The sequence below is a fragment of the Leptospira congkakensis genome (genome assembly GCF_004770265.1).
GTDB lineage: Bacteria > Spirochaetota > Leptospiria > Leptospirales > Leptospiraceae > Leptospira_A > Leptospira_A congkakensis.
This window is the reverse complement of record NZ_RQGQ01000017.1, coordinates 702,984-717,627: the sequence shown is the minus strand read 5'-3', so window position 1 is coordinate 717,627 and position 14,644 is coordinate 702,984. Positions and strand designations below refer to the sequence as shown.

The following is a 14,644-nucleotide window of genomic DNA, read 5'->3' as shown; positions in this document are numbered from 1 at the left end:
GATCAGCCAAAAAATTCAATGAGACTGTGGTAAATCTCTTTGGCTTTTTTATCTCCGCTGACACCTGTGATCCTTCCACCCAATCGATAATAATCATTCACCTCTTCTAGATGTCGTAATTCTATCGCCATCCGAATCGGTGCCTGCAATTTGAAATTGATATCCAGGGTAAACGTTGGTTTCACTTTCAGTGCTTTGATAATTTCCATATCGTTAACTTCCAAGGCAACTCCACCCCTGGAAACGTTGAGTACATTTTGTTTGATATCAAGAATATGGGTGTTTGAATCCATAATTCTTTCTTGAAACGTACGTTCAACCTCTTTAAACAAATCCAATACTTCACTAGGAATCCCTGGTCTTTCCGTTTCTAACGAAAGATATGCAAAAAAATGCATGTCTTTCATTTGGATGAATAGTGGATAATAAATATAGGAACCTATTTTTTTCTTTTTGTATTCTTGGACTTTATCATCCAACAAAAACTCATCTTCAAAAGTTTTTTTAGGATCGAATACATCCTCAGAAGAGAAAGATTCAAATGTTTCTGTATCTAAAATAAAAATTGGTTTTTTATGTTCTTTCATCAAATCAATTTCATCACTGTGAGTTGATCCCGAAAGAAATATCACTTTTGATTGTGGATAATTTTTTAAAACATTACGTTGGATATCGGAAAGAATTACCTGAGAACTAACTCCCGTTAGTTTTGAGAAATCAATATCCGTTTTTGCAACTAAAAAGTTGGACGCCACAGCATTCCCTCGAACCTTTTCATTTCGTGGGTCTTGCCTAGTTGCATAGGTTTGTCTTCTATCAATGATTTTGCCAAGAAGAAGGTTGTCTTTTTGATTGATCAGTTCATAATCCACTTCGACATGAAATTCTGTCGTTGCCTGGATTGTAAAAATTGTTTCGATTAACTCAGGAATGGTTTCCAATTCCCAAATATGTGCCCCGTCCGGTCGTTCCCCTTTGAACTTTACGCGGATCAAAGTATCATAACCTTTTAGAAACAATCCGTTTCCACCCATCATTTGTTTAAAAAATTCAGGTAGAGCCCGTACTGCCTCTAATGGAAGGTACTCTCTTTCTTGGTCGAAATGAATTTTTACGCGATTGATCATAACTAATCTATTTTTTTGAAATTCACACGTCTATTTCGTGATCTTCCTTCTTCTGTTTCGTTCTCTGCGATCGGCTGCGAATAATGGTATGCTTGCACCTTCATCCGTTCCTTTGGAACACTTTTCTGTCTCAAATACTGATACACAGAAAGAGCCCTATCTTCGCTCAAACTGATATTGTATTCCTTATTCCCTACATTATCAGTATGTCCACCAATTTCAACTTTTTCATTTTTATGTTGGATGAGGAAGTCGGCTAAAAGATCCAATTTTTTCTTATCTTCATCACTCAACGTTCGTTCATTGAACGGGAAATAAATAATTGTATTGTACAAACTGTCAAAGTCATTTAAATTTCTGAGGTAAAGGACAGTTTCTTTCCCTTCCATGTTGGCAATTTTGTCTTTCGAAAAGAGAAAGGTTTCTTCTTTAAATCCCTTAGCCCTTACTAAAATTTCAAAATCCATGGTCGGAGATTTTTCTAAATCAAATCGGCTATCCTTCGATTCTAAGGATTTTCCTTTTCGAGTTAGGTCATCAAAATAATAACAAATAGCATTCGGAATCACCAAATCCGTTTTTTTATCTTTTACGATAAATCGAATTCCTTGGATGGTTTTGTCTGGTCGTTCGTCTTTCGTAGGACGAATGGGTTGTAGGATGATTTGAGAATATTGTTCTTTATCCTTTCCTACATTCCCTCTCAAATCCAAAAGAACTTCTGTTGGATGGAATCCAGGCGAAGAAACTTCCACTCGGTACAATTTCCCAGTTTTGATTGTGGTTCTAAAATTCTCTGCATCAGCTGTGCTAAGATCCCCACCAATCCGTTTGGAAGTAATCACTTGAATGGGTCTTGTATCATCATAAATTTTGAGTGTGGAATCCAGACCAATCATAATGGCTTCAGATCCATCCAAAACTAGACCACGGAAAACAAATTCATAAGTACGACGCAGATCTTCGGGAACCATGGTTCTATAAATATCAAATTGGCCTTCTCCCCCAGGGCGGTTAGAAGAAAAATAAAACCATAGATCATCATAAGTGACAGAAATTCCTTCATTATCACTTTCTTCCCAAAGGCTATAAGTAGAATAATCTGCCGGAGTATCAAAAGGAAACCCCGTTGATTCGCCTGACAACTGTTGTTTGGTATTAAATGGTGAACCCAAAACTATTGGTGTTTCAAAATAATTTTGCGAACTATTGTACTCACTATAGTAAAAACTAAATTTACGATTTTTATCTTCCCGATTGGAACTAAAATACAATCGTAAACCATCCCAATGGTAATTAGGACTAATTTCATCATCTTTTGTATTGATGGTCGTTCCCAGAGAAATAGGTTTTTGCCAAACCCCATCCTTACATCTAATTTTAGGTTTATCCGGGTTCGTTTCTTTTGTTACCGTTGTTGGCTCTCGTTTGGAAATCCAAAGGTCAAATCCTCCTATCCCCCCAGGGCGGTTGGATGAAAATACCATCGAACAACCATCAGGCGAAACGGCAGGCATTTTATCTTCAAAATGAGAGTTCACCTCATTCAAATGAATGGGTACGGACCAAAGCCCAGTTCTAGGATTTATTTTTGTATAATATAAGTTGAGGCCATCATATCCTTCACGGTTTTTTTTAGGATCGGCTTGTGATTTATCACGAACAGAAGTGAAGTACAATTCGTACGGCTTCTCTTCTTCATCAAAAAGGATCGAAAACATGCCTTCAAAATTGGTAGTGTTGAGTTCACGAAAATTTTTGGGAGGAGACCAAACAGGCAATTTCATTCGGTCAGGAAAACTTAAATTTTCTGAAATCCAAATGTCCATCCCTCCCTCACCACCTGGGCGGTTGGATTGGAATACTAAATACCGTCCCGTTGGAGAAATGACGGGGTTGTATTCCACATTTTGAGTGTTAAGAGGCTGATAAAACCTTACGTCCTTCACTTTCGGTAAAGGTTGGGCCAGAATTGGGAATGCCAAAATGATTAAGGAAATAAGGTATTTTTTCATCTGCCGTCTCTCCTATGTATCGGCCAATCGGAATTTTCTGCCAAGGGAAAAATAAGGCTTTTAGGGGTAGGTTTACCGATAATCCTTCTCATTCATGGCCGAAATCTTCGGAATCTTAAACATTACCACAGACTCATTTAGTGACGGGGGAAAGTTCCTGAACCCAGACGACGCAATCCAACAAGGAACCAAACTCTTACAAGAAGGAGCGGATTGGTTGGACGTATCTGGCCAGTCATCTAACATCAATGCAAGTTTAGTTTCCGAAGAAGAAGAATGGAAACGAGTGGAACCAGTGATCCGACATTTTGTTCCCAAGGGTGTTCGGATCAGTTTGGATAGTTTCCGACCGTCAGTGCAGAAAAAAGGGATTGAGGCAGGAGTTCGGTGTATCAACGACATCACTGGATTTACCTATGAAGGTGACCGAAGTTTTCTCAGTTCCTATGTAAAAAAACACCCAGAACTAAAACTCATCATCATGCATTCGCATAACAGAAATATTGCGAAAAGTAAATCCAATCTAACACCCGAAAAAGTAGTCAGAAAAATTCAAACTTTCTTTCGGGATCGCCGCTCTGATTTAGTTGCCATGGACATTCCAGAATCCATTCTCTATTTCGATCCAGGTATGGGTTTTTTCTTGAGTGAGGATCCAATGGTTTCTTTTAGAGTCCTGCAAGAATTAGAAATTTTAAAACTAGAATTCCCCCAACTTATGGTAGGAGTTTCTAGAAAATCTTTTCTTGGAAATGTTCTCGGAGAATTACCAATCGCAGATCGAGAGTTTGCCACTTTGGCCTGTGAACTTCATTTGTTAAGATACAAAATTCCATTCATTCGGACGCATAACGTACTGAAGCTGAGACAAGCCGAAAAGATTTGGAATTTATGTCAGGAAAAGGATTAAATTCTTTCTTTAGAACCGAATTTAAAGGTATTAGATTAACTTCTTCCCGAACGAGAGGCCTTTCGAATATCTTTTCCTTCTTTGGACAAAGTGGGGAAAAAAACCGATTCAGGGACCGCATATCCCTTTTCAACCGCCTTACGGTAGTAAGGCAAAAGGCCGTCCCATTTCGGAAAATCTTTTAAAACAAGTAATGTATCACGCCAAACTTCTAAAAAACTAATCTGGGTTTTTTCGTTTGGTGTCGCCGACTCCGCCCATTTGAGTGCGGTTTCGTAACGTCCTAATTCATAATTGGCTTTTACAAAATAAAAATGAAAATCCTGATTCTTTTTGGCTGCAACTTCTAGAGATTTTGCATAATCAAGCAAACTATACCAATTATTTTTTTGGACTTGGATGTCTGCCATTCCATACAAAGCATTTTCGTGAAAAGGAACCACTTCTAAAATCTGATTAAAATAACCTTCCGCATAAGCAAAGTTACCTATTTGTAAATAGTAATTAGCAAGTTCTTCATAGGAATACAATTCCCAACCTTTCAACCGAGAAAGTGCATCTAACAATACAATCCTTTCCTCGTTTCGCAATCGCAGTTCTAGTTCTTTTAAAATTGTTGTATAGGTTACTGAGGAACGCGAAGGAGCTTCTTTAGTAATTTTTTGTTTCAGGATTTCGTATTCATCTAATAAAAAATAAAACCGAAGGCGGTTCAAATGAACAACCACTTCGTTTGGATTGGTTTGGATACACTGATCCCAAACTGTTTCCGCTTGGTCCAACTGAATGGTTTTGGAAAGCCGAATCCCTTCCGCATTACAATCGCTGGCTTTGGAACCAGATACTTCTAAAAACAAAGTGTCGGTTTCCAATTCATCTTGTTTGACAATAGGATATCTACATCCAAATAAAAACAAAAGATAACAAAGAAATAGAATAGAGAAAATACGAAATTTCAATCTAGGATGACCTGTCGGGATCTGTGGTTTCCTTCATCTTTTGCGCAAATACCAAATATTGCATCGCTTTTTCTGGATTGCCGTTGAAAAGATACAACAAACTTAAATCCAAAGCTTCCTGTGCATCGGGAGGAGAAAACTCTTCTGGGTTCTCTTTCGAAAGTTCTAATTTGGTTTGAAATTCTTTTAATTTCTTTTTTGCTTTGGTTTGGATTCGAGCCAAACTTTCGTGAGCCACTCCATCTTCTTCTTTCCAAGCAGCAGACAAACTATCATTAAAATTTGTAAATCCTACATCTTCTTTTACCATGGTAGCAAGTAAAGTGGCAGATGCTTTATAATTTCCTTGTTTAGAAAGGATTTCGGATTGGATGATTTTTAATTGTGCATTTCCAGGATAAAGAATCAAATAACGTTCAATCATTTTTAAACTTTCTGGAAAACGATTCCTTTCATAATAAAACATCGCAAGCCCTCCTAAAGCTGATTTGTGGTCTGGTTCGATTTTAATGACATTGGTGAGATATACTTCGGTTTTTTCATCATTGCCTAACTTCTGATAGGCTTGCGCGAGCAGTAGATGTGCAGAAATAAACTTCTTTTCAAAAGTGAGTGTTTGTTTTAGAAAACTAATCGCTTTTTCTGTTTCTTCATGTTTGTAAAGGGAAACAGCTAAATTATAACAATTTTTAACATTTGTATGGAGTTTGTAAGCTTTAGAAAACATCGGAATGGCTTCTGCATGTTTTCCTTGTTTGGCGTAAATCACCCCTAAGTTTTGTAAGGCCAAATGATAACTAGGATCTTTTTCTAGTAAAACCTTGTATTGGGCCTCGGCACGATCCCACTCTCCGTTTCGCTCCAAACGGACAGCCTCATTGAATAGAGATTGGATTTCTTGTGCCATACAGACCCATTATCGTTTCAGAAATGAATCTCCCCAAAGAAAATTTATCAGGAGAATGGAAAAACCTTCCGAAAGGTACACACAAGAGTCCAGAGGAAAGGGGAAAGTTATGCAAAGACTCATACTTATATCCATGATATTGTGGCTAGCGTCCTGCAGTTCGGCAGATGCTACCCGAAGAGATTATAGCGCTTCCGGCGATCCGGAAGATATATTTTTTGAACGCTCTCAGAAGTCAAAACCAGCGAGTAACGGTAAGTCGGAAGACCCTGTTGCCCGCTCTATTATTGATGATTTAGATTCCAATTCCAAAACAGCAGCACCTGTTACGGCAGCGGCGCTTCCAACAAAAAAACCAGCGGATCAGTTTGATGAAGTTGGATTGTCATCTTGGTATGGACAAAAGTTTCAAGGTCGCCCTACTGCGAGTGGAGAACCTTTTGATCGAATGAAAATGACTGGTGCTCATAGAACGCTCCCTATTGGAAGTGTGATCAAAATCCAAAACTTAGAAAACAATAAAGAAGCCGTTGTCCGTATCAATGATCGTGGACCTTTTGTGGATGAAAGGATTGTTGATGTATCTGAAAAAACCGCTGAGCTTTTAGAGTTTAAGGACAAAGGGATTACAAAAGTCGGAATCAAAGTTCTCAAAAAAGGGGAAGACGATCTGGCAGATGATTTGGATGACGCTGACCTTTTGGATGATGCTCCAGCCAAACCAGAAAAACTCACACCAGTAAAACCTGGTGCCGTAAAACCAATCGCAGCTGGGAAAGGTTTTACAGTGCAAGTGGGAGTGTTTCAGGAAAAAGAAAGAGCAATCAAATACCAAGAAAACATGAAATCCGAATACAACCAAGCTGTGTTCGTGACTCCTAGAGATGGAAAGTTCGTAGTTCAAGTTGGGGATTTTGCAGACCGCACAAAAGCAGAATCTCTCAAATCAAAATTGAAGTACGATGGGATTGATTGTTTTATTGCAAATCGTTAGAATTCCTCTTTTTCCGGGCATTTGGTGGTTCCACCGAATTGCTCGGAAAGGTTGGAAAATGAATTGATTTCGTTACTTGCGCCTGTTACGATTCTGTATTAAATTAGCAACTAGAAGACCCTATGAGTGAAAGCATATTATCCGTTGACCACATACTAACAAATTATTATACATTCGGTAGTTTAATTGTCACTGTCCTCCTTGCGGTCTTGACTACATTCTTTTTCACACTAAAAGACAAAACTGTCGCCACTAAACATATGGCTCTTGCCTGTTTGTTTTTGTGCCTTTTCCAATTTGGATATCTACTCGGTGCGTTTTATTACCATCCCATTGCATCCTACCATCGTTGGATCACCGGAGGATTTATTATCTTTGGGATCACCCACTTTGGTCAGTTCTTCTTTCGATTTCCTGACAACGAAGATAAAAAAGCAGCATCCATCATGCTTGCGATCCTTCATGCAATCGCCATTGTAGTTGTTCTTTGGTTTCTTGTTACTGTATCGCAAGGTGAAAGAAAATACCACTTCACAGCGCACCACTGGGATTTTAACTCCGAAGGTGCCAGTCGAATCTTAAGTTTATTCATCGCAGCATATTCATTCATCAACTTCCTCGTTTTACCGGGTTATCGAATTCTCCATTTAAAGAAAGATAAACGAGGAACTCTTTTTATTATGTTGATTGCAGCACTCATCGCAGCTGTTGTACCAAACATTACTAACGTGATGAGTCGTGATGGAGCGATGGAACGTTCCACTTACCTCACAGCACTTGTATTACTTTTCACTTTAACCTTTTTCATTATTACAATTACCTTTATCAACAATAGTAGTGAACGAACTACCTTTATGGTGAAAATTGTAGGAATTTCCTTTGTAACAATTCTACTCATCATGCAAGCTTTCAGTTACTTAGTGGACCAAGAAAAAGAAACTTCGTATGACAGTACTGCCATCCAAAAGGCTCTTCGTGTTGCCGAAGGTGGAGAAAGGTCGAAGGATATATTATTTGTCATCGAATATGATCTTTCGAGTCAGAATCTCAAAAAAGCGTATTTACCTTCCTCCGTAAATGTGGATTTACCTCTAGTCCAGGCAGATCTTTATAACACAGCTTTGTACGACGAAGTGGTTACCATTAGTGAAGCGGAATATAGAAATTCACTTAGATCTAGTTTAGCAAAAACACCTTATTATTTTGAAGGTTATAAAAACGCGATCATTCAGTTTTTGGATGAAAATCCAGATTCAGAAGGTGCGGAACTAAAATCAGAAGTTTCCAAACTCATCGAAAAACTCAACCGTAGAACCTTCATTAATACAAACAAACTTGGGGACATTTTACCGGAACAGTTTTGTGAAGAAGGTGTCAAATACGTTGAAAAAGTCAAAAACGTAGATACTTTCCGTGATGCCATTCTCAAACATGTGAATGATTGTAAATGGGACGGAAAGGAAATTTCGGGAAGGGATCTTCGGGTTGAAATGTTGAAGTTCTTCCGTTATTTCAAACCAGACCTAACAAGACACTATAGAAAAGATTTAGATGGAGTTTCGCATTACATTGCTTACATGACTTATGATGCGAAGAAAAAAATCAACAGAGAAGTTGGTTTTAATTACCGCGACTACCGCGCTTATATGCACAAGTCTGCAAAGTTAGAACTTATCATTCTTGCTATCGTGATGTTTGTTTTGCTTATCATTTTTCCTTTATTCTTCAGGTCAGCACTAGTCAATCCACTCTATGCATTGCTTGCGGGGGTTGAAAAAGTAAACCAAGGAAATTTAGAAGTAGAAGTTCCCATCAAAGTAAATGATGAAATCGGTTATTTAGCAGAATCGTTTAACGGGATGGTATCTTCCATTCGCGATGCGAGAAGAGAACTCCAAGACTACGCAGAAAATTTGGAAGAAAAAGTTAAAGAAAGAACCAAAGAACTTCAAGAAAAGATGGATGAGATCCATCGTTTGAAAGTGCAACAAGATGGTGACTACTTCCTTACATCTCTACTTGCAAAACCTCTATTTTTTAATGCCAATAAATCAGATAACATCCGTTGTGATTTCTTTGTTCACCAAAAGAAAACCTTCGAATTCCGTAACAAAACCGGCGATCTTGGTGGTGATATTTGTATCACAGGAAATCTAAAACTAGGAAAACCTGATGATTTCCGTCGTTACACCATGGTGATGAACGGCGATGCCATGGGAAAATCGATGCAAGGTGCTGGTGGATCCCTTGTTATGGGTGTGGTTATGAATTCAATTGTGGCTCGCTCTGCTGGTAACAAACGAATTCTCAATCGAACTCCAGAAGAATGGCTCACAGATGTTTACGAAGAAGTGAATGCTGTATTCAAATCGTTTAGTGGTACAATGGTGATCTCAGCAACTGTAATGTTGATTGAAGATGAATCAGGAAAAACTTGGTATTTCAACGCCGAACACCCTTATAGTATTCTTTACCGAGATGGAAAAGCTAGTTTCATTGAAGAAGAATTGAAACTACGTAAACTAGGATTGGATTCTGAATATCCGTTTGAAGTGCAAACCTTCCAACTCCTTCCTGGTGACCAATTGATTCTTGGTTCCGATGGACGTGATGATATCGATTTAACTCCAGATGAAGATGTAAGAACCATCAATGAAGATGAAACGATGGTTCTTCGATTTGTTGAAGAGGCTGACGGTGATATTTACGAAATTGAGAAACTCGTTAAAAAAACTGGCGATATCACAGATGATATCTCAATGTTAAGTGTTATCTTTAAAAGTGAAAAATCTCCTATTTCACATAGTCCAGAAAAAGACGATCTTTCACAACAACCCGTTGATGATTTCTTTGATACTCCAGGTGATGATTGGGACGAAGCCCTCACCGCAACTGGTGCCTTTGAAGAAGGAAAGATTCTTTACCAAAATGGTGAAATTGAAAGGGCCATCACTGTGATGAAAAAAGCCTTCCTCGGAGATCCATCCAACCAAAAACTCAACAAGTTTCTTGGACTTGTCAGTTACAAAGGGAAAGAATACGATATTGCCGCAAAAGTTCTGACCGAGTTCCTAAAAGAAAACGAAGGTTCAGGAGAATACTGGTATTACTTAGCAATGTCAGAGAAAAAACTTGGGAATTACGAAAGTGCACTGAAAGCTGCTCAAGAAGCTCTGAAGTATGACTCTGAAAATTTTCAAAACTTAATAAACCTTGCGGATGTTAGTCGACTACTTGGAAATGTGGACCGCGCTGTTACTTATGTAACTCGAGCACAATCCATCGATCCAACAAACAAAAACGTTCTCAAACTTTCCAAGTTGTTAGAAAAAGCGACTAGCCTCAATTAATTGAGGTTAGTCCACAGAACTTCTACATTCCTGCTACCTTCCTGTTAGAAATACTCTAACAGGATCTTTCGATCGAATAAGAAACATAATACTTTTATATCTTTTACCATTTTGTTTCAATTTGGTATTTTCCTGAATTGTTGCTGAGAATTTCAAAAAACCAGCTTGCCAGAGAAAAAATTTCTGTCAAAATGAGCGAACCCAATTTTATAGAATAAGGATCTATATGAATCAAAAACTTGTTTTAAGTGTATGGACGGCCATCCTCTTCACAGGAAGTTCTCTACTTGCCCAAGAGGCTGACGTTGCAGTGGGAAAATACCTTCCACCTGAAAAAGACTCAGTCATCGAGATTTTCAAATGTGGTAATAAATACTGCGGAAAAACAGTTTGTATCAAAGACAATGCTTACCAGGAAAAAGAAAAAGACAAAGGTGTTCCAGGAACTCCTTATCTAGACCATAACAACGAAGATCCAAAGTTACGGAACCGACCAAACCTTGGTATGGTGTTTATCAATGGATTTGATTATGTTGGAGAAGGTGTTTATAAAAATGGAACAATCTACAACCCACGTGATGGAAAAACCTACTGTGGAAAATTCACTTCTCTTGAAGGTGGAAACCGTTTGGATTTAAAAGGTACTCTTTGTTCCATTACCTTTATCGGAAAAACTAACAACTGGGTGAAACTTGGTGGTTTGAATCTTGATGACCCGAAATGGGACTGTACTTTCAAAGCTAAAAAATAATCATTCTTAAACAAACCTGCTTCCAAGTCGGAAGCAGGTTCTCAATTTATCTTTTTACTTCTTCAAAAAATTCTTAGAATTTATTTCTTTTCAAAGTCTTTGTACAACAAAGAAGGTTGGATGCCTTGGTTTGCTTGGTACTTTCCTGATTTGTATTCGCTGATTTCCCCTTCTACCGTATGGTAAAAAATTTGGCAAATCTGAACGCCAGAATACACACGAAGTGGATGTGTTACTTGGATTTCTAATGTCCAAAATCCTTTGAATCCTACATCCCCAAACCCAGCAGTGATATGAACAAACATTCCAAGTCGTCCAATGGAAGATCGACCTTCTAACATTGGCACTAAGTTATGCGTTTCGGTAAATTCAATCGTTCTTCCTAAATAGAGTTTACCCGGTTCTAATAATAAACCTTCTTCTGGAATCTTTAGATTCTGTACAGGATTTGGTTTTTTCATATCCAAAGGAAATTCTGAATACACCAAAAGGTCTTCGTGCAAACGTAAGTTATACGAATTTGGGTTTAATAAATTCGCATCGTAAGGTTCGATTTTGATATCATTTCCTAGTCTTTTTAAAATTTCTTTTCCGGTTAAAATCACGGATCATTCTCCCTTAAAATTAGGTTTTCTTTTTTCAGCAAACGCTTGCAAGGCTTCTATTCGGTCTTTAGTGCCTATTGTTTCAAAATAACACAATCTTTCCCATTCAAGAGCGGATTCCATCGGTAATTCCATTCCACGACGAACTGCTTTTTTGGCAGCAGAAACAGCGATAGGTGCAGATTCCGATATCTCTCGTGCTAAGGCAAGAGAAGATTCCCTTAAACGATCTAGTTCAAAGCATTGTGAAACCAAACCACCAGCCATAGCTTCTTTTCCGGTAAGTTTTTTTCCAGAAAATATCCATTCCATGGCTTTTGACTCCCCTACAATTCGAGAAAGTCTTTGTGTTCCCCCGGCTCCCGGAATGATTCCGAGTTTGGTTTCCGTGAGTCCCATTTGTGCCGAATCACTCGCATAACGAATATCACATGATAATGCCATTTCCAAACCTCCACCAAAAGCAAATCCATTGATGGCCGCAATTGTGGGAATGGGAAGATTTGCCAGTTCAGAAAAACATAAATTGATGTCTTTTAGGAAGTGTTTTACCTGCAAATCAGACATTGACTTTCTTTCTTTTAAATCAGCACCAGAAGAGAAAGAATCTCCTTTTCCAATCAGCACAAGTGCCCGTGCCGAACTCCTTTTTACTTCCTGGATTTTTTCTCTTAGTTCGGAAAGAAGCTGGATGGAGATCGCATTCTTTGCCTCAGGACGGTTTAGTTCGATTAATGCTACATAAGTATGGTGAGTTTGAAGAGTGACAGTGTTCATAGAATTTCCTCTGGGCAAAAAAATAGAAATGAAAACAGATTTGAATTTCCGATAATGGAAGTAGCCGTCATGAGAAGGATTTTATACACAATCGGATTCTCACTAGTACTTGGAAGCAGTTTTTCCTGCATATCTTCTTCCTCTGAGGATCCTCTAGCAGCGCTCCTCACGTCACCACCAGTGGTTTCGTCAGTGACCCCACAAATCGGAACACCTGCACAAAACAATTCCAATGCATTATATTCTGCCACAGAAGTTGTGATCAAAGGGGAAAACTTTGGTATCGAACCTGTGGTTCGGTTCAATGATATTCTTGCAGCGGTCACCTTAAATACTGGAACCGAACTCTATACAAAGGTTCCCGATGGCGCTTATTCTGGATTTATCACCGTTTCCAAATCAGGTGGTTCTTGTTTGCCGAATTCAAAAACAGGAGTCAATTGTGCCGGAATGGAATACTTTATTGACTGTTATGCGGTAACAAACAAACAATATGGCCCAGAGATTGAATTAAAACAAGGACAAAGTTTGTCTGTTGAATTTGACGGCCAAGAAACGAAAGCTTTCCATACAGATACATTATTATCTTCTCGTACTCTGACGATTGGTTGCCAAAGTACGGTGACCGTGAGAGTTTTTGATCGGTCTTGTAAAGCCACTGATTATGTATTACAAAATGATCCTGCCATTCCGTTTCCGGTAGGAGTTGCGACACAGTTTTATCTAACAGCAAATGCTGCGACCTGCAGTTTAGCTCTTTAATAAGATTTATTTTTTACAAATCTTTTGAATATAATTATATTTGCAGCACCCATCCACTCATTCATATGTTCTCGAAAGATTAGATCTCTTGGTTTTGAATTTTTAATTTCCTCATCCAATTCATCATACTTTTGAATGGTTAATTTAGAGATTTCTTTATATTTCTCTTCAATCATTTCCGTTAATTTTTTTAATAAAGCCAGATTGTTTTTTTCTTCACCTACATTTGGCAAAATAACTTCGTTCCAGTAGTCGATGACGTGTTTTTTTACATATTCCCCAGGTATCACACGAATTACCTTTTTACCATCTGTTCCGCGTGCATGGATATACCCAGTATTCACTTCCATTAAGAACTTTTTAGCAATCATATAAAAATGGGAGGGTCCTAAGTGAAATAAAAATACATATTTTACTTGGTTAGGAATTGACATGTTCATGAGGATAATGTTCTCACAAAACTGAAAGAATTGTTTTAGGAAATTTTGGTATTCCAATTCAAAATCTTCCGCTGATTTATTTTTCTTTTCCGTACTTGTCATGGATCGAATGAGTTCCGCACGAAGCACTTGTTCATCAGCACCAAGATGTAAATCCAAACTAATTGCAGACTTAAACAAACTTTTTTCAGCTAAGAATTTATCCAATTCATATCTAAAGAAATAATGTTGGTCTGAGTTCCAAGTATACTTACCATAGGCTTGGATGTAATTTGCCGCACTTTCTTCTTTCAGTTTGGCTTTTTGATTGGCCCATTCTTTTTTTTGATTCGGATCTTCAGCATTTTTTTGGATTACTTCATCTGCTTTGTATACAATTCCCGAATCTTCTGGTTCTACAGAAGTCGGTTTATTATATAAAGATTCATCAAAAACGGAAGACAAACGATAAATAATACGATCACGGAACTTTGGTTTGGTGGGTTTATACTCAGTTAGATAATTTGGATTGTCAATTTGTAAGATAAAACACATCCGTTTGAGAAAAATTTCTAATTGGTTTAATCTTTCCAAAGCGGGTAAAATTCTGTAGTTTAATAAAGCATTAGTTTGGAAATCTGGATCGCTAAACTTTGTATTTAAAACTGCTTCACGTAAATAAACCCAAGCTTCTTTACTTTCGATATAGAAGTAACGAAGCATTTCAAAGATTAAATGAAATTGGATAAAATCATCCCGATTCACCTCATCTAAGTTACGTGAAAAGTAGCGAGAGTATTCCTTCCGCACTTGGGCATATATATGTTTTTCATCTAAATTAAAGATGATCTCTTTGATTTTTTTTTGTGCTTTATCTAATTCTTGATCGAGGTTCTTTCGAAATGGAAGGATTTCGCGTTTGTTGGCTTCAGTGAGGCCGGTGCTAAGAAATTGGAGGAAACTTCCCACCAAATTCTGGAAGCTGGTGAGGAAATAAACATACCCTTTTTTAAAATCGGTAAGTTGTTCTAATTCGTTCCCATCCCCTTGGTTCTCTACAGACATACC

General features: G+C 38.0%; 12 protein-coding genes. 5 read left to right on the top strand and 7 right to left on the bottom strand.

Annotated features, from left to right (window positions below):
• Nucleotides 1-2: 2 nt before the first annotated feature.
• Both EHQ70_RS16910 and EHQ70_RS16905 read right to left on the bottom strand, forming a co-directional pair.
• The gene (locus EHQ70_RS16910) at nucleotides 3-1,127 is read right to left on the bottom strand and encodes a DUF1577 domain-containing protein (RefSeq protein ID WP_135588374.1); all 1,125 of its coding nucleotides are present in this window, start codon (nucleotides 1,125-1,127) and stop codon (nucleotides 3-5) included.
• Between the two features lie 2 nt (nucleotides 1,128-1,129).
• Entirely contained in the window at nucleotides 1,130-3,142 is a 2,013-nt protein-coding gene (locus EHQ70_RS16905) for an OmpA family protein (protein WP_135588372.1), read from the bottom strand.
• Between the two features lie 94 nt (nucleotides 3,143-3,236).
• On the opposite strand from EHQ70_RS16905, the gene folP reads away from it, so the two are divergent.
• Entirely contained in the window at nucleotides 3,237-4,052 is an 816-nt protein-coding gene (gene folP, locus EHQ70_RS16900; RefSeq protein WP_135588370.1) for a dihydropteroate synthase, read from the top strand.
• Between the two features lie 35 nt (nucleotides 4,053-4,087).
• Here folP and EHQ70_RS16895 read toward each other — a convergent pair whose 3' ends face one another.
• Nucleotides 4,088-5,011: a tetratricopeptide repeat protein gene (locus tag EHQ70_RS16895; RefSeq protein WP_135588368.1), complete on the bottom strand. Its 924-nt coding sequence runs from the start codon at nucleotides 5,009-5,011 to the stop codon at nucleotides 4,088-4,090.
• A gap of 1 nt (nucleotide 5,012) precedes the next feature.
• Nucleotides 5,013-5,918, bottom strand: coding sequence for a tetratricopeptide repeat protein (locus EHQ70_RS16890; protein ID WP_135588366.1), 906 nt, complete (start codon nucleotides 5,916-5,918; stop codon nucleotides 5,013-5,015).
• A 109-nt stretch (nucleotides 5,919-6,027) separates the two neighbouring features.
• Between EHQ70_RS16890 and mpl36 the strand changes: the two genes are divergently transcribed.
• The 3 genes from mpl36 to EHQ70_RS16875 all read left to right on the top strand — a co-directional run bounded on the left by mpl36 (nucleotide 6,028) and on the right by EHQ70_RS16875 (nucleotide 11,013).
• Nucleotides 6,028-6,912, top strand: coding sequence for an RlpA family plasminogen-binding lipoprotein MPL36 (mpl36, locus tag EHQ70_RS16885; protein ID WP_135588364.1), 885 nt, complete (start codon nucleotides 6,028-6,030; stop codon nucleotides 6,910-6,912).
• A gap of 122 nt (nucleotides 6,913-7,034) precedes the next feature.
• A complete protein-coding gene (locus EHQ70_RS16880; RefSeq protein WP_135588362.1) occupies nucleotides 7,035-10,262 on the top strand; it encodes a SpoIIE family protein phosphatase in 3,228 nt (1,075 codons plus the stop codon).
• 226 nt (nucleotides 10,263-10,488) lie between these two features.
• Entirely contained in the window at nucleotides 10,489-11,013 is a 525-nt protein-coding gene (locus tag EHQ70_RS16875) for a DUF2147 domain-containing protein (protein ID WP_135588360.1), read from the top strand.
• Nucleotides 11,014-11,093: 80 nt separating this feature from the next.
• Here the strand turns inward: EHQ70_RS16875 and dcd are convergent, their stop codons facing one another.
• Together dcd and EHQ70_RS16865 are read right to left on the bottom strand one after the other, a co-directional pair.
• Complete coding sequence (gene dcd, locus EHQ70_RS16870; protein WP_135579734.1) at nucleotides 11,094-11,618, bottom strand: dCTP deaminase; 525 nt, start codon at nucleotides 11,616-11,618, stop codon at nucleotides 11,094-11,096.
• Between the two features lie 3 nt (nucleotides 11,619-11,621).
• A complete protein-coding gene (locus tag EHQ70_RS16865) occupies nucleotides 11,622-12,395 on the bottom strand; it encodes an enoyl-CoA hydratase-related protein (protein ID WP_135588358.1) in 774 nt (257 codons plus the stop codon).
• A 69-nt stretch (nucleotides 12,396-12,464) separates the two neighbouring features.
• Between EHQ70_RS16865 and EHQ70_RS16860 the strand changes: the two genes are divergently transcribed.
• Complete coding sequence (locus tag EHQ70_RS16860) at nucleotides 12,465-13,157, top strand: LIC10067 family putative lipoprotein (protein ID WP_135588356.1); 693 nt, start codon at nucleotides 12,465-12,467, stop codon at nucleotides 13,155-13,157.
• On the opposite strand, the gene EHQ70_RS16855 is transcribed toward EHQ70_RS16860, so the two are convergent.
• On the bottom strand, nucleotides 13,154-14,641 hold the full coding sequence (locus tag EHQ70_RS16855) for a hypothetical protein (RefSeq protein WP_135588354.1): 1,488 nt from the start codon (nucleotides 14,639-14,641) through the stop codon (nucleotides 13,154-13,156). The genes EHQ70_RS16860 and EHQ70_RS16855 overlap by 4 nt on opposite strands.
• Nucleotides 14,642-14,644: the final 3 nt, after the last annotated feature.

Coding starts and splice junctions, on each gene's coding strand:
- EHQ70_RS16875 (WP_135588360.1), top strand. CDS start 10,489: ATGAATCAAAAACTTGTTTTAAGTGTATGGACGGCCATCCTCTTCACA.
- EHQ70_RS16905 (WP_135588372.1), bottom strand. CDS start 3,142: ATGAAAAAATACCTTATTTCCTTAATCATTTTGGCATTCCCAATTCTG.
- EHQ70_RS16855 (WP_135588354.1), bottom strand. CDS start 14,641: ATGTCTGTAGAGAACCAAGGGGATGGGAACGAATTAGAACAACTTACC.
- EHQ70_RS16860 (WP_135588356.1), top strand. CDS start 12,465: ATGAGAAGGATTTTATACACAATCGGATTCTCACTAGTACTTGGAAGC.
- folP (WP_135588370.1), top strand. CDS start 3,237: ATGGCCGAAATCTTCGGAATCTTAAACATTACCACAGACTCATTTAGT.
- EHQ70_RS16890 (WP_135588366.1), bottom strand. CDS start 5,918: ATGGCACAAGAAATCCAATCTCTATTCAATGAGGCTGTCCGTTTGGAG.
- EHQ70_RS16910 (WP_135588374.1), bottom strand. CDS start 1,127: ATGATCAATCGCGTAAAAATTCATTTCGACCAAGAAAGAGAGTACCTT.
- EHQ70_RS16865 (WP_135588358.1), bottom strand. CDS start 12,395: ATGAACACTGTCACTCTTCAAACTCACCATACTTATGTAGCATTAATC.
- EHQ70_RS16880 (WP_135588362.1), top strand. CDS start 7,035: ATGAGTGAAAGCATATTATCCGTTGACCACATACTAACAAATTATTAT.
- mpl36 (WP_135588364.1), top strand. CDS start 6,028: ATGCAAAGACTCATACTTATATCCATGATATTGTGGCTAGCGTCCTGC.